The sequence below is a fragment of the Streptomyces sp. NPDC006339 genome (assembly GCF_040612775.1).
Taxonomy (GTDB): domain Bacteria; phylum Actinomycetota; class Actinomycetes; order Streptomycetales; family Streptomycetaceae; genus Streptomyces.
The window spans coordinates 176,371-194,453 of record NZ_JBEXQW010000007.1 but is presented as its reverse complement, the minus strand read 5'-3'; the positions used below and the strand labels follow the sequence as shown (position 1 = coordinate 194,453).

Sequence of the window (18,083 nt, the reverse complement as noted above, 5' to 3'; positions counted from 1 at the left end):
TACTCCTTCACAGATGGCGGCGTCGGGCGGTGACGTGCCGGTCGTACTCCTCGCGGGCCTTGACCGCCGACGGGCGGGTCGACGTCTCGGCCACGGGCACATCCCACCACGCCTGGGCGGGGGGCGCGCCCGACACACTGTCTGCCGTTTCGGTCTCGACGTAGACACATGTGGGAACCGTCGCCTCCCGTGCGTCCGCGAGGGCTTCTCGCAGGTCACGCACGGTGCGGGCGCGCAGCACCCGCAGGCCGAGGGAGGCGGCGTTGGCCGCCAGGTCGACAGGCAGCGGCGGACCGGTGAAGGAGCCGTCGGGGGCGCGGAGGCGGTAGTCGGTGCCGTAGCGCTCGGCGCCGACCGCCTCCGAGAGGCCGCCGATGGAGGCGTAGCCGTGGTTGTCGAGGATCACGACCTTGATCGGCAGTTCCTCCTGGACGGCGGTGACGATTTCGGTGGGGTTCATCAGGTACGTCCCGTCACCGACGAGTGCCCAGACGGGGCGGCCGGGCGCGGCGAGGGAGACGCCGATGGCGGCCGGGATCTCGTATCCCATGCAGGAGTAGCCGTATTCGACGTGGTACTGGTCGGCGGACCGGACCCGCCACAGCTTGTGGAGGTCGCCGGGGAGCGAGCCGGCCGCGTTGATCAGGATGTCGTCCCCGGTGACCAGAGTGTCGAGTGCGCCGAGCACCTGGGTCTGGGTGGGGCGGGCGTGGTCGTCGGGGGCGGCGAAGGCGCGGTCGGTCCGCTGCTGCCAGTCGCGCCGGGAGGACGTCCACCGCGCGGGGTCCCGGCGGTGGTCGCCGAGCGCCTCGGTGAGGGCGGTGAGCCCTTCGCGGGCGTCGGCGACGAGGGGTCTCGCGGCCTGCTTGTGGGCGTCGAAGCCGGTGATGTTGAGGTGGAGCAGGGGGGTGTCGGGGCGGAAGAGGGTGCCGGAGGCGGTGGTGAAGTCGGTGAGGCGGGTGCCGACGGCGATGACCAGGTCGCTGGTGCGGGCGAGCTCGTCGGCGGTGGCGGTGCCGGTGTGGCCGATGCCGCCGACGTCGCAGGGGTGGTCGTACGGCAGGACGCCCTTGCCGGCCTGGGTGGTGGCGACGGGGAGGCCGGCCCGCTCGGCGAGGGTGCGCAGGGCGTCCTCGGCGGCGCTGTACTTCACCCCGCCGCCCGCGATGATCAGCGGCCGCTCGGCGGCCCTGATCGCGTGGACCGCCGCGTCGAGCTCGGCCGTGTCGGGCCGGGGCCGGCGCACGGTCCAGGTCCGCTCGGCGAGGAACTCCTCGGGCCAGTCGTACGCCTCGGCCTGCACGTCCTGCGGCAGGGCGAGGGTGACGGCCCCGGTCTCCGCCGGGTCGGTGAGGACCCGTACGGCGGCGAGCGCGGCCGGGATCAGCGCCTCGGGGCGGGTGATCCGGTCGAAGTACCGCGACACCGGGCGCAGGCAGTCGTTGACGGACACCTCGCCGGCGTAGGGCACTTCGAGCTGCTGGAGGACGGGGTCGGCGGGCCGGGTGGCGAAGGTGTCGCCGGGCAGCAGCAGCACGGGCAGCCGGTTGATGGTGGCGAGCGCGGCGCCGGTGACCAGGTTGGTGGCGCCGGGGCCGATGGAGGTGGTGACGGCATGGGTCTGGAGGCGGCGGGACTGGCGGGCGTAGCCGACGGCCGCGTGCACCATGGCCTGTTCGTTGCGTCCCTGGTGGTACGGCATGAGCCCGGGGTACTCGACGAGCGCCTGGCCGATCCCGGCGACGTTGCCGTGGCCGAAGATGCCCCAGGTGGCGGTGATCAGCCGCTGCCGCACGCCGTCGCGCTCGGTGTGCTGGGCGGCGAGGAAGCGCACCAGGGCCTGGGCGACGGTCAAGCGCCTCACTTGTATCCCTCCGTGTGGTCGGGGTGGAAGCTGATCCGCCACTCGCGCTCGGGTCCGGGGCCCGCCATGACGTTGAGGTAGTACAGCGGGTGGCCGGGCTGGGCGATGGACGGGCCGTGCCAGCCGTCGGGTACGAGGACGGTGTCGCCGGTGCGGATCTCGGCGAGGAGCTCGGCGCCGCCGGGGCGGGAGGGGGTGATCCGCTGGTAGCCGTATCCGGTGCCGCTTCCTTCGGCTCCGCCCGCCACTTCGTAGTAGTAGATCTCCTCCAGGACGGACTCCCGGCCGGGGTGGTGCTCGTCGTGCTTGTGGGGCGGGTAGGAGGACCAGTTGCCGCCCGGGGTGATCACCTCGACGGCGATCAGCCGGTCGCAGGCGAAGACGTCCGCGGCGGCGAAGTTGCGCACCTCGCGGGTGCGGTTGCCGCTGCCGCGGGTCTCGACGGGAACCTCCGGCGCGGGGCCGTAGCGGGCGGGGAGTCGTCGCTCGCACTTCGCTCCTGCCAAAGCGAAGCGGCCTCCCGCACCGGAGGCGATCTGGGCGTGGGCGTCCCTGGGCACATAGGCGAAGTCCGAGACTCCGTCGAACACGCTCGCGCGGCCCACGAGTTCGAGGATTTCCCCGTCGACGCGCACGGTACCGCCCCCGGACAGCGGAAGCACCACCCATTCGCTGTTCCCCGTCAGGTACGTGTGGGTGCCGCCGGGCGGGAGGTCGATGACGCGCAGCGCGCTGTGCGTCCAGCCGGCCCGCCCGGGGTCGACGTCGACGGCGTACGGGCCGCGGGCCGCCGTCCCGGCGGGCAGGTGGAGGGAGCGGGTCGAGGGCGTGGTGTCCATGGTCCTGTCCCTACCCCTCGGCCGGGCCGCTCTCCCGGTCGCGCGCGGGGACGGAGCCGGTGCCGGTGGCGAGGGCGAGGGCGATCTCGTCGTCGTAGGGCATCGCGGGCGAGCAGGCGAGCCGGCCGGCGACGATCGCGCCGGCCGCGTTGGCGTAGCGCAGCACATCCTCCAGGTCACGGCCGGCGAGCAGCGCGTGGGCGAGCGCCCCGCCGAACGCGTCTCCCGCGCCGAGGCCGTTGACCACCTCGACCGGCAGCGGCGGCACCTCGGCCGCGGTGCCGTCGGCGGCCAGCGCGAGGACGCCCTTGGGGCCCTGCTTGACGACGGCGAGGCGCGCTCCGGCGGCGAGCAGGGCGCGGGCGGCGGCGTGCGGCTCGCGCTCGCCGGTGGCGACCTCGCACTCGTCGAGATTGCCGACGGCCACGGTGGTGTGCCGCAGGGCCTCCCGGTAGAGCGGCCGGGCCTCGTCGGCCGGCGTGGCGCCGTCCCAGAGGGCGGGCCGCCAGTCCAGGTCGAGGACGGTGAGCGCGTCCGGCCCGGCCGCGTCGGCGCGCTCGCGGAGCGCGGCGAGGGTGGCGGTGCGGCTGGGCTCGGCGCTCAGGCCGGTGCCGGTCGCCCAGAAGGCGCGGGCGGCCCGGAGGGCGGGCAGGTCGAGCTCGTGGAGGTGGATCTCCAGGTCGGGGGCCTTGGGGCGGCGGTAGAAGTGGATCGGGAAGTGGTCGGGCGGGAAGATCTCGCAGAAGGTGACCGGGGTGGGGTACTCCGTCACCTCCGTCACCCAGCGGTCGTCCACGCCGAAGGCGCGCAGCTCGCGGTGGAGGTAGGCGCCGAAGGGATCGGCCCCGGTGCGGCTGACGAGAGCGACGCTCCGCCCCAGCCGGGCGGCGGCGACGGCGACGTTGGCCGGGGAGCCGCCGAGGAACTTGCCGAAGCTCTCCACCCGGGCCAGCTCCACGCCGCTCTGCAGCGGGTAGAGGTCCACGCCGAGGCGGCCCATCGTGATCAGGTCGTACGGCCGGTCGTACGGCTCCGCCGTCATGCCACGCACCTCTCCTCGGCCCCGCCGGGCCCACGTCCCAGGTCTATCCACGGCCCCCTCCCCTGTCAACGCCGTGTCCCGCGTCCGGACGCGGGTCCGGACGGTGTCTTGACGCTCGTCGCAGACCGCCGCCAAGGTGGCATGCATGACGAACCCGACGAACCGGTCGCCGCTGTCCCGCATCCGTATCGGTTCCGCCCCGGACTCCTGGGGCGTGTGGTTTCCCGACGACCCCCGGCAGGTGCCCTGGCAGCGGTTCCTGGACGAGGTGGCGAGCGCCGGTTACACCTGGATCGAGCTCGGCCCGTACGGCTATCTGCCCACCGATCCGGCGGTGCTCGCCGAGGAGACCGCCCGCCGCGGCCTGAAGGTGTCGGCGGCGACCGTGTTCACCGGGCTGCACCACGGCCCGGCGGTGTGGGAGCGGACCTGGGCCCATGTGGCCGAGAACGCGGCGCTCGCCCAGGCGATGGGCGCGGAGCATCTGGTGGTGATCCCCTCCTTCTGGCGGGACGACCGCACGGGCGAGGTCCTGGAGGACCGCACCCTGACGGCCGAGCAGTGGCGGCATCTGACCGGTCTCACCGAACGCCTGGGCCATGAGGTCCGGGAGCGCTACGGGCTGCGGGTCGTGGTCCACCCGCACGCCGACACCCACATCGACGGCGAGGAGAACGTCACCCGCTTCCTGGACGCCACCGATCCGGAGCTGGTCGCGCTCTGCCTGGACACCGGCCACTACGCCTACTGCGGCGGCGACAGCGTCAAGCTGATCGAGACCTACGGCGAACGGATCGGCTACCTCCACCTCAAGCAGGTCGACCCTCGGATCCTCGCCGAGGTGGTCGCGGACGAGGTGCCGTTCGGCCCGGCGGTGGCGCGCGGCGTGATGTGCGAGCCGCCCTCGGGGGTGCCGGCCCTCGAACCGGTCCTGGCCGCGGCGCAAGCCCTGGACGTGGACCTGTTCGCCATCGTGGAGCAGGACATGTACCCGTGCGAGCCGGACCGGCCCTTCCCCATCGCGGTGCGCACCCGTCGCTTCCTCCGCTCCTGCGGCGTCTGATGACGATGCATCACTGATGTCACATCCATCTCCTCTTCGTCACGCATATCTCCATTACGCGGGTTTTCCGTCACAGCCGATCGACAGCCGCTCTCCTTCGGTCCGTGGCGGCCGTTCACCGGGCACAGGCTCAGTGATCACCAGCCAGTGATCGCCAGTGATCACCAGTGACGCCCGGCAGCTCCCCCGACGGCACCCCCGCCGACGCTGCCGGGCACGCAGGAGAGGTGCCACACATGACGGACAGAAGGCTCTGGTCGTACAAGGACATCGCCGCGCACATCAAGGTGCAGCCGGACACGGTCCGCTCCTATCGGAAGCACGGGCTGCTGCCGGCGCCCGACAAAGTGGAGTCGGGCAAGCCCTATTGGTACGCGGACACCATCCGCGCCTGGGTGGCCAACCGCCCCGGGAACCGGAGCCGCCGGGACTGACCCCCCTACCGCCGTCCCTCCGGGGCCCCGCACCGCACCCGCGGTGCGGGGCCCCGGCCCGTCTCCGGCGGCGCTATCCGACCTTCTCCGGCACCCGCTCCGGCCCGGGTGCCTCGGGTATCGCACCGCCCTCGCTGATGCCGAAGCGCGCGTGGAAGCGGCGCAGCGGCCCGGGGGCCCACCAGGTGAGGCGCCCGGTCAGTTTCATCACGGAGGGGACGAGGAGGCTGCGCACCACCATGGCGTCCATGAGGACGGCGAGGGCGACGCCCAGTCCGAGCATCTTGGTGTTGGTGACCCGGGAGGTGCCGATCGCCACCATCACCACGGCCAGGATCACGGCGGCCGCGGTGATCAGGCCGCCGGTGCGGCGCAGTCCGAAGCGGACCGCGTGCTCGTGGTCGCCGGTGGCGTCGTACTCCTCCTTGATCCGGGAGAGCAGGAACACCCCGTAGTCCATGGAGAGTCCGAAGGCCACGCAGAACATGAGGACGGGCAGGGTGGTCTCGATGTCGCCGGTGGCGGTGAAGCCGAGCAGGCCGGAGAGATGGCCGTCCTGGAAGACCCAGACGACCGCGCCGAACATGGCGGTGAGGCTGAGCGCGTTGAGCACGACCGCCTGGAGCGGGATCAGGAGGCTGCCGGTGAGGAGGAAGACGAGGACCAGGGTGACGACGGCGATGATGCCGGCCGCCCAGGGGAGCCGCTCGCCTATGGCGTCCTTGGAGTCGACGAGGACGGCCGCCGCGCCGGTGACGGAGGTGTCGAAGGGGGCCTGCCGGCCACGCAGTTCGCCGACCAGCCGCTGGGCGTCCTCGCCGACGCCCTCGCCCTCGGGGACGACGGTGAAGGAGGCGTGGGTCCGCTCGCCGGAACCGGAGGTCAGCGGCCCGTCGACCCGCACGACCCCGTCGAGCCGCTCGATCCGCTCCCGGTAGGCGGCGTACTGCCCGGGGGTGGCGGGGCCCTCGGCGAGAACGGTGAGCGCCCCGCCGGGGCTGCCGGGGAAGCCCTCGCGCAGCTCGTCCTGGACCACGCGGGACTGCGCGGTGGCCGGGAGCTGGCGGTCGTCGGCGGTGCCGAACCTCACCCCGAGGAAGGGCAGCCCGAGCAGGACGAGCCCGGTGGCGGTGGCGACGGCGAACAGCGGTGCCCGCCGCATCACCAGGGCCGCGGTCCGCGCCCAGCCGGCACCGTCCGCCGCCCCGCTCGTCACGGCCGTCCCGCCCGTCGCGGCCGCACCGGCGGGCCGGCGGCGGCGGAGGAGCCGGCGCAGGTCCAGGGCGTTGACCCGGTCGCCGAGCAGCAGCAGCGCGGCGGGCAGCAGGACGAGGGCCGCTGCGGCGGCGAGCAGGACGACGGCGATGCCGGCGTAGGCGAAGGAGCGCAGGAAGTACTGCGGGAAGACCAGCATCGCGGCGAGTGAGACGGCGACGGTGAGGGCGGAGAACAGCACGGTCCGCCCGGCGGTGCGCAGGGTGGTGGCGACTGCGGCCCGGGTGTCGGCGCCCGCGGCCAGCTCCTCGCGGAAGCGGCGGACCACGAACAGGGCGTAGTCGATGGCGAGTCCGAGGCCGAGGGCGGTGGTGAGGTTCTGGGCGAAGACGGAGACGTCGGTGAACTCGGTGAGGCCGCGCAGCACGGCGTTGGTGCCGAGGATGGCGACGATGCCGATGCCGAGCGGGAGCAGGGCGGCGACGGCGCTGCCGAAGACCATGACGAGCAGGACGAGGGTGAGGGGCAGGGCGATCAGCTCGGCCCGCAGCAGGTCCTCCTGGATGATCGTCTGCATCTCGTGGCGGACGGCGAGCGGGCCGCCGAGGGAGACCTCCACGGGTCCGTGGCCGCCGCGGAACTCGGGCGCGAGGCGCTCCAGGGCCTCGCCGGCCGTCTTCTCGTCGCCGTGGACGCGGGCGGCGATCAGGGCCTGCCGGCCGTCCTCGGAGCGCAGGGCCGGGGAGCCGGTCAGCCAGTACGAGCCGACGCCGTCGACATCCGGCCGGGCGTCGAGCCGCTCGGCGAGGCGCCGGGCCTCGGCGGCGACGGCGGGGTCGTCCACCCCGGCCTCGCCCGCGTCGACGAGGAGCAGCAGATTGGGCTGGGAGGCCGGGAACTCGCGCTCCAGGACCTTCAGCGCGTACGTGGATTCGGCGTCGGGGTCCTCCCAGCCGCCGCTGCCCATCCGGTCGGCGACACCGCCGCCGGCGAACACCGCGAGCGCGGTCAGGACGAGGGCGACGAGCAGGGTCAGCCGCGGTCTCGCCGTGACGAACCGCGCCCATCCGCCGGACGCAACCCCCGCACCCCCCGTGGGCTGCGTTTTCTTGACTTCGGCCATGACGCGGTGTCCCCTTCACCGTGACCCGTGCGCGCGCTCTCCGGCGCGGGGCAGGGGTCGCCCATTGCCCAATAGACTGGCAAACACGAGTGATCACTCGCGTTTCTCAAGAATGCGAGCGACCTCTCGCATTTGTCAATCGCGTTCAGAGAGCTGGGGACAGCCATGCCCGAGGACAGGCACGCGGCGCAGTCCGCGGAGGCGAGGGACACGTCCGCGGAGGCGACCGCGGAGAGGTCTGTGGAAAAGTCCGGCGAGAGGTCCGGGGAAAAGGCCGGGGACGGCGCCCCGTCCGGTGACGTGAAGCCGCGCCGCCGCCAGGCGCGCGGCGAACGCCGCATCGCCCAACTGCTCCAGGCCGCCGCCAACGTCTTCTGCGCCCACGGCTACACGGCGACCAGCACCAACGCGATCGCGCGCGAGGCGAGCGTCTCCCCCGGCACGCTCTACCAGTACTTCCCGAACAAGGAGGCCATCGCCCTCGAACTGGGCGACCGGCTGCTGGCCCGGATGCGGGAGGCCCACGGCCAGGCGTTCACACCCGAGAACCTCGCCCTCCCGCTGCCCGAGCTCATCGACGCCGTCCTCGACCCGCTCATCGCCTTCAACTGCCAGAACCCGGTCTTCCTCGCCCTCATGCACGGCTCCGAGATCCCCGGCAGGATCGCCGAGGAGCACGACGCCCTGCACGCCTCGCTGCTCGCCCGGGTCGGCGACCTGCTCGCCCACTACATGCCCGGCAGCGAGGCCGCCGAGCGCTCCCGGATCGCCGACATGACCTTCGCGATCGTGAAGGCAGGGCTCGCCCTGATCCTGGCCGCGCCCGAGGGTCCCGAGCGCGACGCGGTGATCGCCGAGACGAAGACGGTCCTGCTGCGCTACCTCGACCCGGTCATCGGCCGGGCCCTCACCACGATTCCGAGCCGGTGACCGGCTCGGCCGGCCGGGACCCGGGCTCCCGTCCCGCGCGCAGCCGCAGCGCGAGCAGCGGGAAGACGAGCACCGAGACCATCGCCGCGCCGACCAGGGCGGCCGCCTCCCCCGCCGCGAGCGCCTTGTCGTCCACGCCGATGGTGGTGATGGCGACGACCAGCGGCAGCGCCGTGGAGCCGTAGAGGACGAGCCCGGCCCGGTCGCGCCGGCCGAGGTCGCGCGGGGCCAGGAACCGGATCGGGCCGCCCCTGACCACCAGGAACAGCACCAGGAAGAGCGGCAGGAGCAGCAGCGTACGGCCGCCGGAGAGCAGCGAGTCGAGGTCGAACTCGACGCCGGTGACGACGAAGAAGACGGGCACGAGGAAGCCGAAGCCGACGGCTTCGACCTTCTCCAGGATCTGCGGGCCCGACTCCGGCGCCGCCCCGGTGAGCACGAGACGGGTGATCAGACCGGCGGCGAAGGCGCCGAGCAGCACGTCGAGCCCGAGCGCCGTCGAGGCGCCCAGCATCAGGGCCAGCAGCAGGAAGACGAAGCGGACCGCGAACTGGCCGCTGCTGTGCAGGGTCCTGGCGATGACCGTGGAGAACCAGGGCGGGCGCGGGCGCATCGCCCAGACGACGGCCCCGGCGGTGAGGGCGGCGAAGACGGCGAGGAGCGCGGTCGACTCGGCCGCGCCCCGGCCGCTGAGCAGCAGCGCCATGGCGATGATCGGCCCGAACTCCCCGACGGCGCCGAAGGCCATGACCACGGAGCCGAAGCGGCCGCGCAGCTCGCCGGTGTCGCGCAGCACGGGCAGGACGGTGCCGAGGGCGGTGCTGGTGAGCGCCACCCCGATGAACACGCCCGTGTCGTAGCCGCCGCCGAGCAGCACGCCGAGGCCGAGTCCCAGCGCGAGGGCGAGCAGCCAGGCCACGGCGGAGCGCCTGAGGGTGTCGCCGCGGACCTTGCCGAACTCGATCTCGTAACCGGCGAGGAAGATCAGCATGGTGAGGCCGAGCTCGGACAGGCCGTCGATCAGGGCGTCGGGCTTCGCCCAGCCGAGGACGTCCGGGCCGATGAGGATGCCGAGGAGGATCTCGAAGACGGCGAGGGGTACGGGGAGCCGGCGGCCGACGCGGTAGGCGAGCAGCGGCGCCAGGACGGCGATCGCCATGATCAGGATCAGCGTGGTCCCCGAATGCGACATGTCGGGTATCTACCATGGGCACCGGCGGGCGCGCGGGACCGGCCGCCCGCCCGACGCGGCGGCGCCCACCCGTCCACTCACCGGTCCGTCGGCGCGCCACGGGTCGGACAGCCGTGCAATCCATACCCCCTAGGGGTATGATCTGTGTTACTACGACGTACGGCCCCGCGCACCGGCGGGACCCCGCACCGCACCGCCCTCGAAGAGGAGAACGTCATGACCGCCGAGACGAAGACCGAACTCACCACCGTCTACCAGGTCAAGGGCATGACCTGCGGCCACTGCGAGGGCGCGGTGGCCGGTGAGATCTCCGAGATCGACGGGGTCTCCTCGGTCAAGGCCGTCGCGGCCACCGGCCAGGTCACCGTCGTCTCGACCGCCCCGCTCGACGAGGAGGCCGTCCGCGCCGCCGTCGACGAGGCCGGTTACGAGCTGGTCGGCCGCGCCTGAGCGGACCGCTCGCCGCAGCAGCGCCGCAGGGCCGTACGGTTGCTACGTACGGCCCTGCTCCCGTTGGGAAACGCTGATGACCTCCACGATCACCGAGCTGACGATCGGCGGGATGACCTGCGCCTCCTGCGCGGCCCGCGTCGAGAAGAAGCTCAACCGGATGGACGGGGTGACCGCGACCGTCAACTACGCCACCGAGAAGGCGCGCGTCGAACATCCCCCGGAGGTCGCGGTCGGCGACCTGATCGCCACCGTCGTCAGGACCGGCTACACCGCCGAGGAGCCCCCGCCGCCGGAACCCGAGCCCGCGCCGCCGGAGACGGAACCGGAGGCAGGGGCGGACACGGGCTCCCCGGCCGTACGGGACGAGAGCCCGGAGCTCGCCGCCCTGCGCCGGCGCCTCACCGTCTCCGCCGTCCTCGCCCTGCCCGTCGTGCTCCTCGCGATGGTCCCGGCCCTCCAGTTCGACAACTGGCAGTGGCTCTCGCTCACCCTCGCCGCCCCCGTCGTGGTCTGGGGCGGACTCCCCTTCCACCGCGCCGCCTGGACCAACCTGCGGCACGGCGCCGCCACCATGGACACCCTGGTCTCCCTCGGCACCCTCGCCGCCTTCGGCTGGTCGCTGTGGGCGCTCTTCCTGGGCGACGCCGGCATGCCCGGCATGCGGCACGACGTGGACCTCACCGTCGCCCGCGAGCACGCCGCCGGCACCCTCTACCTGGAGGTCGCCGCCGGGGTCGTCACCTTCATCCTCCTCGGCCGCTACCTGGAGGCCCGCGCCAAGCGGAAGGCCGGCGCCGCCCTGCACGCCCTGATGCGGCTCGGCGCCAAGGACGTGGCCGTCCTGCGCGACGGCTCGGAGGTACGGATCCCGGTGGCCGCCCTCGCGGTCGGCGACCTCTTCGTCGTACGGCCCGGGGAGAAGATCGCCACCGACGGCACCGTCGTCGAGGGCGCCTCCGCCGTCGACGCGTCCCTGCTCACCGGCGAATCCGTGCCCGTCGACGTCACCCCCGGCGACCCCGTCACCGGCGGCTGCGTCAACACCTCCGGCCGCCTCCTCGTCGAGGCCGGCCGGGTCGGCGCCGACACCCAGCTCGCCCGGATGGCCAAGCTCGTCGAGGACGCCCAGAACGGCAAGGCCGAGGTGCAGCGGCTCGCCGACCGGATCTCCGCCGTCTTCGTGCCCGCCGTCGTCCTCATCGCCCTCGGCACCCTCGTCGGCTGGCTCCTCCTGACGAGCGACATCACGGCCGCCTTCACGGCCGCGGTCGCCGTGCTGATCATCGCCTGCCCGTGCGCCCTGGGCCTCGCCACCCCGACCGCCCTCATGGTCGGCACCGGCCGCGGCGCCCAGCTCGGCATCCTCATCAAGGGCCCCGAGGTGCTGGAGTCCACCCGCCGCGTCGACACCGTCGTCCTCGACAAGACCGGCACCGTCACCACCGGCCGCATGGAACTCGTCGGCGTACACATGTACGGCGGCGCCTACGGCACCGGGCGCGCCGACGAGACCGAGCTGCTGCGGCTCGCCGGCGCCCTGGAGCACTCCTCCGAGCACCCGGTCGCCCGGGCCGTGGCGGCCGGCGCCACCGCCCGCGTGGGCGAGCTGCCCGTACCGAAGACCTTCGAGAACGTGCCCGGACTCGGCGTGCGCGGCTCCGTCGACGGCCATCTCGTCGTCGTCGGACGGGCCGCGCTGCTGACCGCCGAGGGGATCGACGTGCCCGGGGAGACCGGGCCCGGCGTGGTGCACGTGGCCTGGGACGGGCGGGCCCGCGGCACCCTGACCGTCGCCGACGCGGTCAAGGAGACCAGCGCGGAGGCGGTCGCCCGGCTGCGCGCCCTCGGTCTGCGGCCGGTGCTGCTCACCGGGGACGGCCGGGCCGTGGCCGAGAAGGTGGCGACGGAGGTCGGCATCGACGAGGTCGTCGCGGAGGTGCTGCCCCAGGGCAAGGTGGACGCGATCCGGCGGCTCCAGGCCGAGGGGCGCACGGTGGCGATGGTCGGCGACGGGGTGAACGACGCGGCGGCCCTGGCGGCGGCCGACCTGGGCCTCGCCATGGGCACGGGCACGGACGCGGCCATCGAGGCGAGCGATCTGACCCTGGTCCGCGGGGACCTGCGGGTCGCGGCGGACGCCATCCGGCTCGCCCGGCGGACCCTCGCGACGATCAAGGGGAACCTCGGCTGGGCCTTCGGCTACAACCTCGCCGCGCTGCCGCTCGCGGCGGCCGGGCTGCTCAATCCGATGATCGCCGGGCTCGCGATGGCCTTTTCGTCCGTGTTCGTGGTGACCAACAGCCTGCGCCTGCGCCGCTTCCGCTGAGTGATCACGCGAATTCACCTACACGTGACGCACAGGACCTTCACAAAGAGACCTAGATCACAGATATTTGGGGGTAACCATCTGGGCTGTTCGCGAGTCTAAGTGGGCGATGCCAAGAACGTCTTGGGGGACGTTCATGGGATGTCTTGGGGGACGTCCCAGGCAAGCGCGGCCGGGGCACGTGCACCGGGGAGCTTTGAGCGGCCCTCCCGTACGTACCCCGGCAGACCGCGCGAGCAGACGCCCGGCCCGGATCCCGTGGGGGGAATCCGCACCGGGGATATGGAAAGCGCCCCGCTCGCCGACCCGTGGGGGGATCGGCGGCGGGGCGCTTTCGCCATCCGCGGCGGCTGAGGTCAGCGGGCCTCGGCCGGAACGAAGTCGCGCTCGACCACACCGGTGTAGATCTGGCGCGGGCGACCGATGCGGGAACCCGGCTCCTTGATCATCTCGTGCCACTGGGCGATCCAGCCCGGGAGGCGGCCCAGGGCGAACAGCACGGTGAACATCTCCGTCGGGAAGCCCATCGCGCGGTAGATCAGACCCGTGTAGAAGTCCACGTTCGGGTAGAGGTTGCGCGAGACGAAGTAGTCGTCGGAGAGCGCGTGCTCCTCGAGCTTCAGCGCGATGTCCAGCAGCTCGTCGGACTTGCCGAGCGCCGACAGGACGTCGTGCGCCGCCGCCTTGATGATCTTGGCGCGCGGATCGAAGGACTTGTACACCCGGTGGCCGAAGCCCATCAGGCGGACGCCGTCCTCCTTGTTCTTCACCTTGGTGATGAAGGAGTCGACGTCGCCGCCGTTGGCCTGGATGCCCTCGAGCATCTCCAGGACCGACTGGTTGGCGCCACCGTGCAGCGGGCCCCACAGGGCCGAGATGCCGGCGGAGATCGAGGCGAACATGTTCGCCTGCGAGGAGCCGACCAGACGCACGGTGGAGGTCGAGCAGTTCTGCTCGTGGTCCGCGTGCAGGATCAGCAGCTTGTCGAGCGCGGACACCACGACCGGGTCCAGCTCGTACTCCTGCGCCGGGACCGAGAAGGTCATCCGCAGGAAGTTCTCGACGTACCCGAGGTCGTTGCGCGGGTAGACGAAGGGGTGGCCGATCGACTTCTTGTACGCGTACGCCGCGATCGTCGGCAGCTTGGCGAGCAGCCGGATCGTGGACAGGTGGCGCTGCTTCTCGTCGAACGGGTTGTGGCTGTCCTGGTAGAAGGTGGACAGCGCGGAGACCACGGAGGACAGCATCGCCATCGGGTGCGCGTCCCGCGGGAAGCCGCGGAAGAAGTTCTTGACGTCCTCGTGCACCAGCGTGTGCTGGGTGATCTCGGTCTGGAAGGTCGCGAGCTCGTCGGCCTTCGGCAGCTCGCCGTTGATCAGCAGGTACGCCACCTCCAGGAAGGTGGACTGCTCGGCCAACTGCTCGATGGGGTAGCCGCGGTACCGCAGGATGCCCTTCTCGCCGTCCAGGTAGGTGATGGCGGATTTATAGGCGGCGGTGTTGCCATATCCGCTGTCCAGGGTGACCAGACCGGTCTGGGCTCGGAGCTTCCCGATGTCGAAGCCCTTGTCGCCGACGGTGCTCTCGACCACCGGGTAGGTGTATTCACCGTCCGCGTACCGCAGTACTACAGAGTTGTCGCTCACGTCATCCCTCACCGACGTAGTGCCTCTTCTTCGAGGTGCCCTGACTGTCTCTACCATCCCCCATTTGGCTCAGGAGAGTGCACTCGGGGTCGACCATTGGGCCAATCGGCGGCACTCAGTGCCGCCAACCTGCTCATCCTGCCCCCTTCGCCCCGGTTCCGGAAGTCCCCCGTGATCTTTCACACGACGGTGCCCCCTGTGAGCCGATACGCGAGTGCGGTAAAGCGGCGACCGGCCGAAACCGTACGGACCGCCTGGGCGATCGCGCGGCGGGAGCCGACCAGGACCACGAGCTTCCGGGCGCGGGTGACGGCCGTGTAGAGCAGGTTCCGCTGGAGCATCATCCAGGCGCTCATGGTGACCGGGATCACCACCGCCGGGTACTCGCTGCCCTGGGAGCGGTGGATGGTCACGGCGTACGCGTGGGCCAGCTCGTCCAGCTCGTCGAAGTCGTACGGCACCTCCTCGTCCTCGTCGGTACGCACGACGAGCCGCTGCTCGACGGGGTCCAGGGAGGTCACCACGCCCACGGTGCCGTTGAAGACGCCGTTGGCGCCCTTCTCGTAGTTGTTGCGGATCTGGGTGACCTTGTCGCCGACGCGGAAGACCCGGCCGCCGAACCGCTTCTCCGGCAGGTCGGGGCGGGCCGGGGTGATCGCCTGCTGGAGCAGCCCGTTGAGCGCGCCGGCACCGGCCGGGCCCCGGTGCATGGGGGCGAGGACCTGGACGTCGCGGCGCGGGTCGAGGCCGAACTTGGCGGGAATCCGTCGCGCCGCGACCTCGACGGCCACCCGAGCGGCGTCCTCGGTCTCCTCCTCGGCGAAGAGGAAGAAGTCCGGCAGACCGGTCGTGAGGGGCGGCTCGCCGGCGTTGATCCGGTGCGCGTTGGTGACCACCCCGGACTGCTGGGCCTGCCGGAAGATCCGGGTGAGCCGGACCGCGGGGACCGGACCGTCCGGGGCGAGCAGATCGCCCAGGACCTCGCCCGCGCCGACCGAGGGCAGTTGGTCCACGTCCCCGACCAGGAGCAGGTGGGCGCCCGGCGCGACGGCCTTGACCAGCTTGTTGGCGAGCAGCAGGTCCAGCATGGACGCCTCGTCGACCACGACCAGGTCGGCGTCGAGCGGCCGGTCCCGGTCGTAGGCGGCGTCGCCGCCGGGCTTCAGCTCCAGGAGGCGGTGGACGGTGGACGCCTCGGCGCCGGTGAGCTCGGCCAGCCGCTTGGCGGCCCGGCCGGTCGGCGCCGCGAGCACCACCTTGGCCCGCTTGGCCCGGGCCAGCTCGACGATCGACCGGACGGTGAAGGACTTGCCGCAGCCGGGGCCGCCGGTGAGCACGGCGACCTTGCGGGTCAGGGCGAGGCGCACGGCCTCCTCCTGCTCGGGCGCCAGCGAGGCCCCCGTGCGCTCGGCGAGCCAGGCCAGCGCCTTGTCCCAGGCCACGTCCCGGAAGGCCGGCATCCGGTCCTCCTCCGCGCCGAGCAGGCGCCGGATCTGTCCGGCGAGGGACAGCTCGGCCCGGTGGAACGGCACCAGGTACACCGCCGTGACGGGCAGCCCCTCGGGCCCGGGCACCTTCTCCCGTACGACACCCTCGGGGTCCTCGGCGAGCAGGCCCAGGCAGTCGATGACGAGTCCCGTGTCGACCTGGAGCAGCTTCACGGCGTCGGCGATCAGCCGCTCCTCGGGCAGGAAGCAGTGGCCCTGGTCGGTGGACTGCGACAGGGCGTACTGCAGGCCGGCCTTGACCCGGTCGGGGCTGTCGTGCGGGATGCCGACGGCCTGGGCGATCCGGTCGGCGGTGAGGAAGCCGATGCCCCAGACGTCGGCGGCGAGGCGGTAGGGCTGGTTCCGCACGACGGAGATGGAGGAGTCGCCGTACTTCTTGTAGATCCGCACGGCGATGGAGATGGAGACGCCGACGCCCTGGAGGAAGACCATCACCTCCTTGATCGCCTTCTGCTCCTCCCAGGCCGCGCCGATCAGCTTCGTCCGCTTGGGGCCGAGCCCGGGCACCTCGATGAGGCGCTCCGGCTCGGTCTCGATGACGTCGAGGGTGTCCGTCCCGAAGTGGTCGACGATCCGCTCGGCTATGCGCGGGCCGATGCCCTTGATGAGGCCGGAGCCGAGATAACGGCGGATGCCCTGGACGGTGGCGGGCAGGACGGTCGTGTAGTTCTCCACGGTGAACTGCCGCCCGTACTGCGGGTGGGAGCCCCAGCGGCCCTCCATCCGCAGGGACTCCCCGGGCTGGGCGCCGAGCAGCGACCCGACGACCGTGAGGAGGTCGCCGGAGCCACGGCCGGTGTCGACGCGGGCGACCGTGTACCCGTTCTCCTCGTTGGCGTAGGTGATCCGCTCCAGGACACCAGTGACCACCGCCAGACCCCGACCCTCATTGGACATGATCCGACCGTAGCGAAGGGCTCGGACACCGCGCGGCCCCTGTGGACGACGGCCTGTGGACAACGGGCGGTGCGCTACGTCCGGTGGGCGACGGGGCGAGGAGGTCGGGTCGGCCGCCGGGGTCCGGGCGGTTCCCGCCTCGCCCGCACGCCCGCACTCGGCATGCCGACGAAAGGGGCAGGTCGTAGCGTTTCCGGCATGAGCGAAACCTCACGGGAATCCTCCTTCCAGGACGAGGTCCTGAACGAGCTCGGCGAAGAGCGGCTCCTGGAGCTCGCCGACCTGCTCGGCACCGACGCCGAGGGGGCGCAGCGGTTCGTCGGCAGCTCGGTCTCGGAGCTCTCCGACGAGCTGCGCTCGGCCGCCGCGGAACCGGTCGGCGCCGACGAGGTCTCCGCGCCCGGGCTTCCGCTCGAGGGCGTCGCCACGCTCGGCGGACTGGTGGGCGGCGGCCTGATGGCCGGCGCCCTGGCCAAGCTGGCCAGGCCCGCGGCCGACGCGGTCGCGAGGAGGACCGGCCTCCCGGCCCCGGCCGTCACCCGCACGATCGAACTCCTGCTCCCGGTGGTCCTCGCGGTGATCGGCAAGCGGGCCGCGGGCGGAAAGGCCGGCGCGCTCGGGGACATCCTGGGCGGCGGGAAGCGCTAGGAGGGGCTTGCCCGCCCCCTGAGGGCCGCACCCCTCCGTGCCGGGCCGCGCGCACACTCCCGGCCCCCTGCCCCCCGGCCGTACGGGCGCTACGGCGCCGCGCGGCCGGGGCGGGGGCGAGGCGGTCAGACCGCCGTGAACGCCTCCAGGGTCTCCTCCAGGACCTCCGCGCCGTCCCTGGCCCACAGGGCGTCGTTGAAGAGCTCGACCTCCACCGGGCCGGTGTAGCCGGCCTTCTCGACGAGGGCGGCCCAGGCCGCGAGGTCGATCGCGCCCGTGCCCAACTGGCCCCGGCCGTTGAGGACTCCGGCCGGGAGCGGGGTGGTCCAGTCGGCGAGCTGGAAGGAGTGGATGCGGCCGGCGGCGCCGGCGCGGGCGACCGCCGCGGGGGCGCGCTCGTCCCACCACAGGTGGTAGGTGTCGACGACCACGCCCACCTGCTCGGCCGGGAAGCGTTCGGCGATCTCCAGGGCCTGGTCCAGGGTGGAGACGGCGCAGCGGTCCGAGGCGTACATGGGGTGGAGGGGCTCGATCGCGAGCCGTACGCCCCGCTCCCCCGCGTACGGGGCGAGCGTGCCGATCGCGTCGGCGATCAGGGCGCGGGCGGCGGGCAGGTCGCGGCTGCCCGCCGGCAGGCCGCCGGAGACGAGGACGAGGGTGTCGGTGCCGAGGGCCGCCGCCTCGTCGATCGCCGCCCGGTTGTCCTCCTCCCACCCCTCGCGCGTGAAGAAGCCGCCCCGGCACAGGGTGGTGACGGTCAGCTCCGCGTCCCGTACGAGGGCGGCGGCGGCCTCGATCCCGTACTCCCGCACCGGTTCGCGCCACAGGCCGACGCCCCGGACGCCGAGGCGGACGCAGTGGGCGACGAGCTCGGGCAGCGGGAGCTGCCGCACGGTCATCTGG

Annotated in this window: 14 protein-coding genes; 6 read left to right on the top strand and 8 right to left on the bottom strand. The window is 72.7% G+C overall.

Annotation, left to right across the window (positions count from 1 at the left end; translation table 11 throughout):
- Nucleotides 1-7: 7 nt before the first annotated feature.
- From iolD to iolC, 3 genes are read right to left on the bottom strand one after another with little or no spacing between them, the layout of a single operon-like run.
- Nucleotides 8-1,870, bottom strand: coding sequence for a 3D-(3,5/4)-trihydroxycyclohexane-1,2-dione acylhydrolase (decyclizing) (gene iolD, locus ABZ135_RS08195; protein WP_356693101.1), 1,863 nt, complete (start codon nt 1,868-1,870; stop codon nt 8-10).
- On the bottom strand, nt 1,861-2,703 hold the full coding sequence (iolB, locus tag ABZ135_RS08190) for a 5-deoxy-glucuronate isomerase (RefSeq protein ID WP_356693027.1): 843 nt from the start codon (nt 2,701-2,703) through the stop codon (nt 1,861-1,863). The genes iolD and iolB overlap by 10 nt, the downstream gene beginning before the upstream one ends.
- 10 nt (nt 2,704-2,713) lie before the next feature.
- Entirely contained in the window at nt 2,714-3,745 is a 1,032-nt protein-coding gene (iolC, locus tag ABZ135_RS08185) for a 5-dehydro-2-deoxygluconokinase (RefSeq protein WP_356693025.1), read from the bottom strand.
- 145 nt (nt 3,746-3,890) lie between these two features.
- On the opposite strand from iolC, the gene ABZ135_RS08180 reads away from it, so the two are divergent.
- Together ABZ135_RS08180 and ABZ135_RS08175 are read left to right on the top strand one after the other, a co-directional pair.
- Complete coding sequence (locus tag ABZ135_RS08180) at nt 3,891-4,808, top strand: sugar phosphate isomerase/epimerase (RefSeq protein ID WP_356693023.1); 918 nt, start codon at nt 3,891-3,893, stop codon at nt 4,806-4,808.
- Nucleotides 4,809-5,044: 236 nt separating this feature from the next.
- On the top strand, nt 5,045-5,242 hold the full coding sequence (locus ABZ135_RS08175; protein ID WP_356693021.1) for a MarR family transcriptional regulator: 198 nt from the start codon (nt 5,045-5,047) through the stop codon (nt 5,240-5,242).
- A 73-nt stretch (nt 5,243-5,315) separates the two neighbouring features.
- Here the strand turns inward: ABZ135_RS08175 and ABZ135_RS08170 are convergent, their stop codons facing one another.
- Complete coding sequence (locus ABZ135_RS08170; protein WP_356693019.1) at nt 5,316-7,580, bottom strand: MMPL family transporter; 2,265 nt, start codon at nt 7,578-7,580, stop codon at nt 5,316-5,318.
- Nucleotides 7,581-7,820: 240 nt separating this feature from the next.
- On the opposite strand from ABZ135_RS08170, the gene ABZ135_RS08165 reads away from it, so the two are divergent.
- Nucleotides 7,821-8,510, top strand: a complete 690-nt coding sequence (locus ABZ135_RS08165; RefSeq protein ID WP_356693017.1) for a TetR/AcrR family transcriptional regulator — start codon at nt 7,821-7,823, stop codon at nt 8,508-8,510.
- Here ABZ135_RS08165 and ABZ135_RS08160 read toward each other — a convergent pair.
- Nucleotides 8,488-9,702 (bottom strand): cation:proton antiporter, encoded by a 1,215-nt coding sequence (locus ABZ135_RS08160; RefSeq protein ID WP_356693015.1) that lies wholly within the window; start codon nt 9,700-9,702, stop codon nt 8,488-8,490. The two genes, ABZ135_RS08165 and ABZ135_RS08160, sit on opposite strands and share 23 nt — an antisense overlap.
- A 216-nt stretch (nt 9,703-9,918) precedes the next feature.
- Between ABZ135_RS08160 and ABZ135_RS08155 the strand changes: the two genes are divergently transcribed.
- Nucleotides 9,919-10,152 carry a cation transporter gene (locus tag ABZ135_RS08155; protein ID WP_356693013.1) on the top strand — a complete coding sequence of 78 codons (234 nt, stop codon included), beginning with the start codon at nt 9,919-9,921 and terminating at the stop codon, nt 10,150-10,152.
- A 76-nt stretch (nt 10,153-10,228) separates the two neighbouring features.
- A complete protein-coding gene (locus tag ABZ135_RS08150; RefSeq protein ID WP_356693011.1) occupies nt 10,229-12,481 on the top strand; it encodes a heavy metal translocating P-type ATPase in 2,253 nt (750 codons plus the stop codon).
- 356 nt (nt 12,482-12,837) lie between these two features.
- Here the strand turns inward: ABZ135_RS08150 and ABZ135_RS08145 are convergent, their stop codons facing one another.
- Together ABZ135_RS08145 and ABZ135_RS08140 are read right to left on the bottom strand one after the other, a co-directional pair.
- Nucleotides 12,838-14,127, bottom strand: coding sequence for a citrate synthase (locus tag ABZ135_RS08145; RefSeq protein WP_356693009.1), 1,290 nt, complete (start codon nt 14,125-14,127; stop codon nt 12,838-12,840).
- A gap of 179 nt (nt 14,128-14,306) precedes the next feature.
- On the bottom strand, nt 14,307-16,532 hold the full coding sequence (locus ABZ135_RS08140) for an ATP-dependent RecD-like DNA helicase (RefSeq protein ID WP_356693007.1): 2,226 nt from the start codon (nt 16,530-16,532) through the stop codon (nt 14,307-14,309).
- A 198-nt stretch (nt 16,533-16,730) separates the two neighbouring features.
- Here ABZ135_RS08140 and ABZ135_RS08135 point away from each other — a divergent pair, with 198 nt between their 5' ends.
- The gene (locus ABZ135_RS08135) at nt 16,731-17,180 is read left to right on the top strand and encodes a hypothetical protein (RefSeq protein ID WP_356693005.1); all 450 of its coding nucleotides are present in this window, start codon (nt 16,731-16,733) and stop codon (nt 17,178-17,180) included.
- Nucleotides 17,181-17,305: 125 nt separating this feature from the next.
- Here ABZ135_RS08135 and ABZ135_RS08130 read toward each other — a convergent pair whose 3' ends face one another.
- The gene (locus ABZ135_RS08130; protein WP_356693099.1) at nt 17,306-18,079 is read right to left on the bottom strand and encodes a sugar phosphate isomerase/epimerase family protein; all 774 of its coding nucleotides are present in this window, start codon (nt 18,077-18,079) and stop codon (nt 17,306-17,308) included.
- Between the last annotated feature and the right edge of the window lie 4 nt (nt 18,080-18,083).

Excerpts from the sequence above, each read along its gene's own strand:
- iolB (WP_356693027.1), bottom strand. The coding sequence starts at position 2,703 with ATGGACACCACGCCCTCGACCCGCTCCCTCCACCTGCCCGCCGGGACG.
- iolC (WP_356693025.1), bottom strand. The coding sequence starts at position 3,745 with ATGACGGCGGAGCCGTACGACCGGCCGTACGACCTGATCACGATGGGC.
- ABZ135_RS08180 (WP_356693023.1), top strand. The coding sequence starts at position 3,891 with ATGACGAACCCGACGAACCGGTCGCCGCTGTCCCGCATCCGTATCGGT.
- ABZ135_RS08175 (WP_356693021.1), top strand. The coding sequence starts at position 5,045 with ATGACGGACAGAAGGCTCTGGTCGTACAAGGACATCGCCGCGCACATC.
- ABZ135_RS08170 (WP_356693019.1), bottom strand. The coding sequence starts at position 7,580 with ATGGCCGAAGTCAAGAAAACGCAGCCCACGGGGGGTGCGGGGGTTGCG.
- ABZ135_RS08160 (WP_356693015.1), bottom strand. The coding sequence starts at position 9,702 with ATGTCGCATTCGGGGACCACGCTGATCCTGATCATGGCGATCGCCGTC.
- ABZ135_RS08155 (WP_356693013.1), top strand. The coding sequence starts at position 9,919 with ATGACCGCCGAGACGAAGACCGAACTCACCACCGTCTACCAGGTCAAG.
- ABZ135_RS08150 (WP_356693011.1), top strand. The coding sequence starts at position 10,229 with ATGACCTCCACGATCACCGAGCTGACGATCGGCGGGATGACCTGCGCC.
- ABZ135_RS08140 (WP_356693007.1), bottom strand. The coding sequence starts at position 16,532 with ATGTCCAATGAGGGTCGGGGTCTGGCGGTGGTCACTGGTGTCCTGGAG.
- ABZ135_RS08135 (WP_356693005.1), top strand. The coding sequence starts at position 16,731 with ATGAGCGAAACCTCACGGGAATCCTCCTTCCAGGACGAGGTCCTGAAC.
- ABZ135_RS08130 (WP_356693099.1), bottom strand. The coding sequence starts at position 18,079 with ATGACCGTGCGGCAGCTCCCGCTGCCCGAGCTCGTCGCCCACTGCGTC.